General features: G+C 59.6%; 8 protein-coding genes. 3 read left to right on the plus strand and 5 right to left on the minus strand.

Annotated features, from left to right (window positions below):
• Positions 1-8: 8 nt before the first annotated feature.
• A complete protein-coding gene (locus AC1RAA_RS15275) occupies positions 9-461 on the minus strand; it encodes a hypothetical protein (protein ID WP_143599057.1) in 453 nt (150 codons plus the stop codon).
• A gap of 97 nt (positions 462-558) precedes the next feature.
• Between AC1RAA_RS15275 and AC1RAA_RS15280 the strand changes: the two genes are divergently transcribed.
• Positions 559-1,494 carry a LysR substrate-binding domain-containing protein gene (locus AC1RAA_RS15280; RefSeq protein ID WP_492728407.1) on the plus strand — a complete coding sequence of 312 codons (936 nt, stop codon included), beginning with the start codon at positions 559-561 and terminating at the stop codon, positions 1,492-1,494.
• Here the strand turns inward: AC1RAA_RS15280 and AC1RAA_RS15285 are convergent.
• From AC1RAA_RS15285 to AC1RAA_RS15295, 3 genes are all read right to left on the minus strand, one after another.
• Positions 1,475-3,697, minus strand: a complete 2,223-nt coding sequence (locus AC1RAA_RS15285; protein WP_492728405.1) for a copper-transporting P-type ATPase — start codon at positions 3,695-3,697, stop codon at positions 1,475-1,477. The genes AC1RAA_RS15280 and AC1RAA_RS15285 overlap by 20 nt on opposite strands.
• 155 nt (positions 3,698-3,852) lie before the next feature.
• Positions 3,853-4,344, minus strand: a complete 492-nt coding sequence (locus AC1RAA_RS15290) for a cupredoxin domain-containing protein (RefSeq protein WP_492728403.1) — start codon at positions 4,342-4,344, stop codon at positions 3,853-3,855.
• Between the two features lie 821 nt (positions 4,345-5,165).
• Positions 5,166-5,720: a hypothetical protein gene (locus tag AC1RAA_RS15295; protein WP_492728401.1), complete on the minus strand. Its 555-nt coding sequence runs from the start codon at positions 5,718-5,720 to the stop codon at positions 5,166-5,168.
• Between the two features lie 325 nt (positions 5,721-6,045).
• Between AC1RAA_RS15295 and AC1RAA_RS15300 the strand changes: the two genes are divergently transcribed.
• Both AC1RAA_RS15300 and AC1RAA_RS15305 read left to right on the plus strand, forming a co-directional pair.
• Positions 6,046-7,905, plus strand: a complete 1,860-nt coding sequence (locus tag AC1RAA_RS15300; protein ID WP_492728399.1) for a hypothetical protein — start codon at positions 6,046-6,048, stop codon at positions 7,903-7,905.
• A gap of 135 nt (positions 7,906-8,040) precedes the next feature.
• Positions 8,041-8,997, plus strand: a complete 957-nt coding sequence (locus AC1RAA_RS15305; protein WP_492728397.1) for a hypothetical protein — start codon at positions 8,041-8,043, stop codon at positions 8,995-8,997.
• 117 nt (positions 8,998-9,114) lie between these two features.
• Here the strand turns inward: AC1RAA_RS15305 and AC1RAA_RS15310 are convergent.
• Positions 9,115-9,681 (minus strand): calcium-binding protein (locus AC1RAA_RS15310; protein ID WP_492740580.1); only part of this gene is annotated, 567 nt, incomplete at its 5' end.

Raw genomic sequence — 9,681 nt, forward strand, 5'->3', positions numbered from 1 at the left:
GATGGAAGTCAGTTCGCGGGGGCCGATTCGATGAGCTGCAGCGCATGCTTCATCTGCTCGACGGCCATGGTTTCGAGATCGGTGTAGACCTTCATCTCCACGCCCAGGCGGGTGAAGGTTTCGCGGGCGGTGGCGATCCGGGCCGGGTCCTGGGTCTTCGGGTTGGCCAGCGCTGCCTCCAGGCGCTTGTACTCGCTGGTGAGCAAGGCCGGCTGCTCGCCGAGGGCACGCAGGCCGGCGTTGGTCATCGAACGGATGCGCAGCAGCATCTTCACGTCCGACTGCTCCATCTCGCCCTGCGCCCGCTCCAGCGCCAGCTTGGCGGCCACCGCCTGCGGGCTGTCGGGCTTGCGGGTGGCCGCGAGGGTCTGGAACCTGGCGACGTCGCTGGAAAAGTCGTGCGCCCATGCGGGCGCCGCACACGCCAGGACCGTCACTGCAAGCGCTGTTCGAAGGTTCATCTCGCGTCTTTCGGGGAGTGGCTGAAGACACCAACTCTAGGACGCTGGAGATAATCCGGATCGCGCCCGAAATTCTTTCTCCATAAGCGGTTGTTATATGTTGCTCCGAGAGATCGAGGTGTTCCGTTCCGTGATGTCCGTGGGCTCCGCGAGCAAGGCGGCCGCGCTGCTGGGCGTGACGCAGCCGGCCATCAGCCAGTCGCTGCGCAGGCTGGAGGAAGCCGCGGGCTTTCCCCTGTTCCGCCGGCTGCGCGGCCGCCTGCACCCCACGCCCGAAGCGCAGGCCTTGCTGGCCGAGGTCGAGCGCGTCTTCGTGGGCCTGAGCAGCATCGAGCACCGCATGCGCAGCCTCAAGCGCTTCGGCGTCAACACGCTGCGCATGGCGGTGTACCCGGCCTTCGGCCTGAGCTTCGTGCCGCGGGTGCTGTCGCGGCTGGTGGCCGAGCGCGGCGATGCCGACGCCCGCCCGCAGATTTCGCTGCAGGTGCTCAGTTCGCGGGAGGTGCACGAGGCCGTGCTGGGGCGCCAGGTCGACTTCGGGCTGATGGCCGACGAGATGCCGACGACGGGCCTGGAGCACTCCGAATTCGCGCGCTTTCCGGGCGTGGTGGTGATGCATGCCAAACACCGGCTGGCCCGCGCCAGGACCATCCAGCCGCATCAACTCGCCGAAGAGCCCTTCCTCGCGCTCAACCCGGAAGACGCGTCCCGGCGCCGCCTGGAGCGGGCCCTGGCGGACTGCAACGTCGCGTTGAGCGTGCTGGTCGAGACCCCGTACGCGGCCAGCGTGTGCGAGATGGCCCTGAGCGGCATGGGCATCGGCGTTGTCAACCCGGTCACCGCGCTGGAGTACGCGCAGCGCGGACTGGCCGTGCGCCCGCTGTCGCTGGAGGTGTCCTTCGCGGGCACGCTGGTGCTGCCGCCGGGACAGCCGCTGTCCGGCCTGGCGGTGCGCGTGCTCCAGCTCATGCGCATCCAGCTGGCCGAAGACCAGAAGGCCCTGGCGGGCCTTCTCAAGCCTCGCGCCAGGTAGCGCCACGCAGGCGCAAGGCATTGGTGATCACCGAGGCCGAGCTCAGGCTCATGGCCAGCGCCGCGATCATCGGCGACAGCAGCCAGCCCGTGAACGGGAACAGCACGCCCGCGGCCAGCGGCACGCCCAGCGCGTTGTAGAGGAAGGCGAAGCCGAGGTTCTGCTTCATGTTGGCGATGGTCTGCTCGGAGATGACGCGCGCCTGTGCAATGCCGCGCAGGTCGCCCTTGACCAGCGTCACCTGGGCGCTGTTCATCGCCACATCGGTGCCGGTGCCCATCGCCACGCCGACGTCGGCCTTGGCGAGCGCGGGCGCGTCGTTGATGCCGTCGCCGGCCATCGCGACGATGCGGCCTTCGCGCTGCAGTTTGTCGACCAGCGCGAGCTTGTCGGCGGGCTTCACTTCGCCGTGCACCTCGTCGATGCCCAGCTTCGCGGCGACGGCCCGGGCCGTGGTCAGCCCGTCGCCGGTGGCCATGATGACGCGCAGGCCCGAGGCCTTGAGCGCGGCCAGCGCCTCCAGCGTGGTGGGCTTGATCGGGTCCGACACCGCGAGCAGGCCGGCCGCCTGGCCGTCCACCGCCAGGAACATGACACTCGCGCCCTCGGCCCGCAGCGCCTCGGCCTGCGGCTTGAGTGCGTCGACCCGCACGCGCAGCTGTTCCATGAGCACCGTGTTGCCCAGCGCCAGCTTCCGGCCGGCCACGGCGCCGCTCACGCCGATGCCGCTGCTGGATTCGAAACCCTCGGGCGTGTCCAGCGCCAGCTGGCGCTCGCGCGCCGCCCGCACGATGGCGTCGGCCAGCGGGTGCTCGCTGCCCTGGTCCAGGCTGGCCGCAAGGCGCAGCACCTCGTCCGCGGTGAAGCCCGGCGCAGGCACCGCGCGCTCGAACTGCGGCCGACCTTCGGTCAGGGTGCCGGTCTTGTCGACGATGAGCGCATCGACCTTGCGGAAGTTCTCGATCGCGGCGGCATCACGGAACAGCACGCCCTGCGTGGCTGCCTTGCCGGTGGCCACCATGATCGACATCGGCGTCGCAAGGCCGAGCGCACAGGGGCAGGCAATGATGAGCACCGCCACGGCGTTGATGAGGCCGTAGACCCAGCTGGGCTGCGGCCCGAAGAAGCCCCAGGCGAAGAAGGTCAGCACCGCGATGGCGATCACCGTCATCACGAAGTAGCCGGCGACCTGGTCGGCCATCCGTTGCATCGGCGCGCGCGAGCGCTGGGCCTGCGCGACCATCTGCACGATGCTCGCGAGCACGGTCTGCGAGCCGACCTTTTCCGACTGCATGACGAGGGCGCCGTTGGTATTGAGCGTCGCGCCGATGAGCTTGTCGCCCACGCGCTTGGTCACGGGCAGCGGCTCGCCGGTGAGCATCGACTCGTCGACCGCGCTGCCGCCTTCGATCACCACGCCGTCCACCGGCACCTTCTCACCGGGGCGCACGCGCAGCTTGTCGCCCACATGCACGTGGCCGATGGGCACGTCTTCCTCGGTGCCGTCGGCGCCGATCCGGCGCGCCGTCTTGGGCGCGAGCCCCAGCAGCGACTTGATGGCCGCGGAGGTCTGCGAGCGCGCCTTGAGCTCGAGGATCTGGCCCAGCAGGGTGAGCGAAATGATCACCGCCGCCGCTTCGAAGTAGACCGACACGCGCCCCATCGACACGAACGATGCGGGAAACACGCCGGGGGCCACCGTGGCCACGACGCTGTAGACAAAGGCGGCGGCCGTGCCCAGACCGATCAGGGTCCACATGTTCGGGCTGCGGTTCGCCACCGACTGCACCGCGCGCACAAAGAACGGCCAGCCGGCCCACAGCACGATGGGAACAGTGAGCACGAGCTCGATCCAGCTTTGCGTGCCCATCTCGAACCACTGCAGGCGGTGGCCGGCCATGGCGAGCACGGTGACGACAACGCTGAGCGGCAGCGTCCAGAAGAAGCGCCGCTTGAAGTCTTTCAGCTCGGGGTCTTCGCCCTCGTCGAGGGTCGGCATCTCGGGCTCCAGCGTCATGCCGCACTTGGGGCAGTTGCCGGGGTGGTCCTGCCGGATCTCCGGGTGCATGGGGCAGGTGTAGACCGTGCCTTGCGCGGCGGGCTGCGCAGGGCCCGCGGGCGCATGCCCGTGCGATGCGTGGTGATCGTGGTGGTCGTGATGACCGTGGGGGTGTCCTGCGTGCCTGGTGGACGTGTCGTTCATTCGCGTTCTCCGACAGGAAAGGGGGAAGCCCTTGAGGGGGAAGCGATCAGTGTCCAGGTTGACACGATGTGAAGGTCAAGCCCTGTCGCGCGATACCCTGGAAGAAAAAGCGCCGGCATGGCGGCCGGCGCGTGAAAGACGCGTGCGCAGGACGCTCACTTGCCGGCCTTGCCCACCAGCACCGCGCCCTTCATTCCGGCGTCGTAGTGGCCCGGCTGCAGGCAGCCGAAGTCGACCTTGCCGGCCTGGGTGAACTGCCAGACGATCTCGCCGGTCTTGCCCGCGGCCAGCGTGACCATGTTCGGATCGGCGTGCTCCATCTCGGGGTTCTTCTTCATGGCCTCGTAGTGCGCCAGCAGCGCCTTCTCGGTCCCGAGCACGAGCTCGTGCTTCAGGACGCCGGAGTTCTTGACGACGAAGCGCACCGTCTCGCCCTGCTGGACCTTGATGTCCGCCGGCGTGAAGCGCATCGAGTCCGTCATGTCGACCTGGACCGTGCGCGTCACCTTGGCGGCCACGCCAGGCTTGCCGACGGCGGCCTCGGCATCGTGGCCGTGGCCACCGGCATGGGTGCCCGAGGCAAAGGCGCCGGCAGCGGCCAGTGCGGCTCCTGCGGCGAAAACGGTGTTGCGGAAGGTGTGTGTCATGGTGTCCTTGGAGGTTGCCGGGATGCCGCGACTCTAGGAAGCCAAGCCCGTCCACCGCCGATCACCCGGATTACAAAAAAGCAATCTGCGCGCGCGACCTCCGTGCATCGGCGACATGGGCATGGCCTTATTTTGCCCGGGCAAAATATCTCAAAACTTCCCGGCCGAAGGCACCCGGCCACCCGGTGTTTGCGGAACGACACTGGATATGCGCAGCCACTGCGTCGTAACTCATTGATTTTTAAAGGCTATATTCTTGATGCGCCAAGGCAAGTTCGAGCCACGCGCCACTGAACATTCGGCTGTGCCGATTTCGCGCCACTGAAAATGCGCAGGTGCGCCAACAACGCCTTTGAGGGAGATGCCGCGCCCCCTTCGGTTCTAGAAACCGTCCTTAGCACGCACGCATCAAATTCCGCTATTGGTTACCGCCGTAGATGCCTACCTGTGGACGCTATGTTGAGTCTAGCGAGGGCTGAGCCATCGGCGTCGCAGGGTCGGGGCCGCCCTCACACCACGCCTGGATCTCCAGCGACTCGCATGGACCGCTGATCTGGCTACGCACGCTTCATTGGCCCAGTGGGAACTTTTCTAGGGTGATAGAAGGTGAGCCATCGAATCCTTGGCCTCCGAGTGTCTTATTGAGAAGGACCTCTTGAAGTCGTTGGCAATCAAGCGCCGCCCTCTATCTCAGCCGAAATTCACCGAGAGCTGACCCACGTTTTCCACCCAAGCAGAACCTGGGAATTGATGTGCAGGCCCTCGTAATAGACGGCAATGGGGCGGGTCAATAGTTCATGGAAATTCATTCAAGAATTGGCTCAAAATTGAATGAAAAACACGCCCCACTTCCCTAAGGCCGAGCGCCGCGGTGCGAAAGATGAGGGACCGCTTGAGGCATCCAGCGTGTGGCTGTCCACCAGCACCTCGCGCGTGGTGCCGCCGAAGTGCCGGAACGCGCCTTCCAGTCCTTCCAACCAAGCCGATTGGCGCTCGTGCAGGAACATCATCACGAACGTTCGCCGCGAGTAGCCCAGCGTCGCGACGAACAGGTAGATCTTCATCGGCTCGCCGTCCACCGGCACGCGTACCGTGCCGAAGTCGATCTGCAGCTGCTGGCCTGGCGGCGTCTCGTAACGCACGGTGGCCACGCTCTGCGCGAGGACCTCGCGGCGCAGGTGCACCACGGCTCGCTCCACGGTTCGCAGGCTCACAGTAACACCGTGCTCGCGCAACAACTCCTGGCGAAGAACGTCGCAGTTGCCCCGGTGCTGGCGGAACTGGGTGGCGAGCCACTCGGCGTGCACATCCAGACGGCCGGCTCTCGGCGCCGCCTCGTACGGCTTCCAGCCGCCTTGGCGCAGGTATCGCCGCACCGTGTTGCGGCTGCAACCCAGTTCACTGGCGATGCGCTTAGCGCCCCATCCCAGCGACGCCAGCTTGACGTTGTCGGGGCGGGGTGCTGGCGTTGCACGTTAAGGTGGCCAGCGGCACTGTCGAAAGGCGGGCAAGGGCCGGTCAGCATTGAGGGGGCACCCTCTACCCAACGCGAGGCCCTCACGTGCAAGGACGGTTCGCGCAGTCAGTCATGAGCCCCGTTCCGTGTGCTCTTGTTCATAGCGAGTCAAGTGGGTAACAACTAAGACTTAAGCGCCCCTACGCGGCGTGAGCTCCGCTACTATTAGTTACCAGTGGGGCCATATGAAATTCAAATATCTTTCGAAATGGACTATTACGCCTGAAATTGAAGGGTTGCTTTTCTTCGCCCAACGTTTAGATGAGCTAGTGTGGGACTTCACGTTGGATACGCATAAACCGATGTCGCTCAATGCGCCATATTTATGCGAAGAGGCCCTCGCTGTCATCGAAAACATTGAAGATGAATTGATCGATTCGGCGAACCTGAAGCCCATCTTGGAAGAGCTGATTTGGAGCGTTCAACACGATGCAATCGCCAAAAAATTGCTCGATCTTCCAATTGAGCGCTACGTTAAATTCGACGAAGAAACGAAGCTTCAGGAACGAAAACGTCTACTTCGCGCCCTGCGAAATACGCTGGGTCCATTTCGATATCTTCACGAGTGTTTCGATCAGCTGGCCGCTAGCGTGCGAACTGTTGAAAAGAAAAAGATCGATGCGGCGCTGCGCACCATGGTTACGACATTGATAAATATGGGCGTGAGCAAGAAGAGTCTGCAGTTGAAGACTAACTCCTTTTTCTTTTCAAACGGTGGCGATCCTATAACCAGCAGCAATCAAATAGATGATTTTTTGGACAGCATTTATCCATATGGTCATCGATGCGATGTCTACTTTGTTGTAAGCGACCTCATCAAGACCGTCGAAGAGTCTTCTAGGGCTTTTGACTTGGAGATCATTTATGATCTTCCGGCAGACATAGTAGCGGTACAGTCGGAAACTCCTAGCTTCGCGCTCGGACCAGGTGAGTGCTATGTCCGCCTGAACGCCGTACCTGCACTCGATGTGTTTTCTGCTCAAGAGAGTGCGGCCGGAAAACTTGATCGATTGAGTGACCTTTACACGCTCTTTCATCACACGCAAAAGATCACTTGGCGAGACACGGCAATTGTTAAGCAGTGCTGCTTGCCGAAGCCGATTGCAACGGTGCACACGAAGGGGGCAATGGAGAAGCCTTACGATTTTCGCACCGACAAGGCCTCGAAGGAACTCAATCGTCTTATTCGAAATTTTGCCATTAAAGGTGCAAGCAAATCAAGATTTGATCGAGTTGCCGATCTCCATGGAATTTGTGTCTCGAGTGATGTCATTGACAACCAGTTAGTGACCCTTTGGACCGCATTGGAAACCCTTATCCCATCGGCCACAAATGGGGCAAAAATTGCCAATGTTCTGAGTCAAATGACGCCGTTCTTGATGGGGGCGTATATTCAACGCCTAGTTCAACGGTTTGTCCACGACCTGATTACTTGGAGGCGATGGTATTCGAAGCGGTTGCTCAATAAAGTACCCGACGTCGTGGGGGTAAGCGCCGTTTCTAAAGCAGTCGCCCTGTTGGCGGTAAAAGGTAATGCGGAGCTTCGCTCTGAGCTTTATGGCGAGCTTAAGGATTTTCAACTATTGCGATATCGCGCTTGGCATCTGAGCGAAATGCTTGCTTCGCCCAAGTCATTGCAGGCGGCTTTGGAAACGCATAGGATGAAGGTGGAATGGCAAATTCGTCGAATATACAGAACGCGAAACATGCTGGTTCACTCTGGAAAGAGGCCATCCTATATTCATACGCTAGTCGAAAACGCCCACGACTACTTCGATCAAATAATATTTGATGTCATGCGCCTCTCTTGCGGCGAGTATCGTGCAAAAACTCTTGAGGATGTATTCGAGTTAGCCAAACTCAGATACGACAAATTTTCTTCAAAGCTTTCAATAATTACCGATTTCACAGCTGAAAACTGTGCTTTTTTGTGTGAAGACCTGGATACACTGCATGATTATGAAAATGAGTCGTGGGGTACTGCTCGTAAGGCAATGTTGCTGGCCGATGCGCGTAACACTGGAGCCAAATCGCTAGGCGCGTAGATGGGAGTAAACGCAAACGAATTTTGATTTTTTGTCGTAAGCAAACGCGAGCGACCAAGGCGTACGCCGCACGCGCTTCTTATACATTATAAAAAAGAATGGTCGGCAAAAGGGGCTGAAATGGATTTGATAAAGGTGCTTCGCAGCAAGGTCGATGCTACTGATGAAGGGGATCATTCGCCAGGTCTTAAAGCCGTCCTTCTTCACATCGAGACTGCCTTCGCGCATTACTCTCGCGGAGAAAATACGGGTGACGATACGGCATTCACCGATGCAATTTATCGGTCCAATCAAGCTTTTGAAGGGAGTGTCAAAGAGGTCTATCGAGTTCTTACCGGCAATGATCCAGAAAATAAGAAACCGTATCAAATAGAAAAGTATTTGGAGGGCAATCAAATACTTAGGCGGCGTGTGTTGGAGCAACTTTCCAATTATCGATCGCAGTGGCGAAATCCTTCAACGCACGATTACAAATTGGATTTCGATCAGTCGGAATCTCTATTTGCGATAGTCTCGGTGTCTGCCTTTGCCGCGATGCTAATTGATGAAATGCAGCAAAAGATTGCATTTAACAAATCGCAGGCTGAGGCGCAGGCTGCGGCGAATGCAATCGAGGCTTGCGTGGACGGGGCATCTGGTTTTCCCCTTCCTGCAAACGATCAAGAGCTTGTGCACCAAGTTCGGGATCTTCTGAACCAATTCAGCATGGCTCATTTGCCGGCCGTGGGAGGAAAGGGCATCACTGAATCGCAGTCAATTGGGGCAATTACTGGATTTCTTGCGGCAACTGCGCCTCACTTGACAGTCAAGGCCGAGTTTAAAATCAGTAGCGATGCAACAGTGGATCTGATGGTGTCGAGAGGCGGTGAGTCAGTTGTAATTGAGGTTAAGAGGCGCCTATTTATTAGTGATGTGCCGAAAAATCTAATACAGCTTGAGCGCTACCTTGAAATAGGGCAGGCCCACAACGGTTTTCTGCTGTATTTGCCTGAAGTCCCGCGCGAGTTGGAAGTCATTCCTTTTCCATTAAACGGCCGGCAAATCCTCATAATGGCCCCTGAAGGGTTTATTAAAACGGCAGCTGAGTCCTAATTGCACTTACGGCTTGTAAGGTAGGCCTGTCGGCACCCAATTCCTTGCGGCGGAGAGACGATGCTCATCTTTTGAGCGTCGCTCCCTCTTTCAGCAGGGCGTGTAAATGGCCGAAATTCAGTGCCAGTTTGCGGTTATTACAGGATTCAAGCTATTTTGATAGCTACTTGGCAAGGTGAGTTGCCCTATGGCTGGCGGCGAGAACGTTGCCATGGCATCAACTAAATTTTGAACCTGGCTATCAAGCAAGACCTTTCCTTCACTGGTTTCAAATCTTTCCAAGTGAAAATCTTCGCTCACATACCAGTTGCTGATCGTAAACTGATCTGTGGTTCCGATGATGCTCACCATTAAATCACTTCCGCTTTTGCTGAACCACAACTGATCAGTGGTGATATCGATGCCGAACTGAACGCTATCCGTGTTGTTCGCTGTCGCATCTACATCGGAAATCGTGTCGTGCCCCGCATGGCGCTCAAAAACATATACATCGTTGCCTGTTCGTCCCTGTAGTACGTCGTCCCCCCCACCGCCGGACATAACATCTACGCCACTGAAGCCGACTAGTGTGTCATTGCCAGCGGTTCCCTTGAGCGTTTCCTGCTTTATCCGTTCGATATCCCACACGATGCCATCGGCAAAGCGGATGGTCTCGATGGCCTTGGCGGTGATCGCACCGCTCGA

The sequence above is a fragment of the Variovorax sp. GW823-FHT04F07 genome, assembly GCF_058795995.1.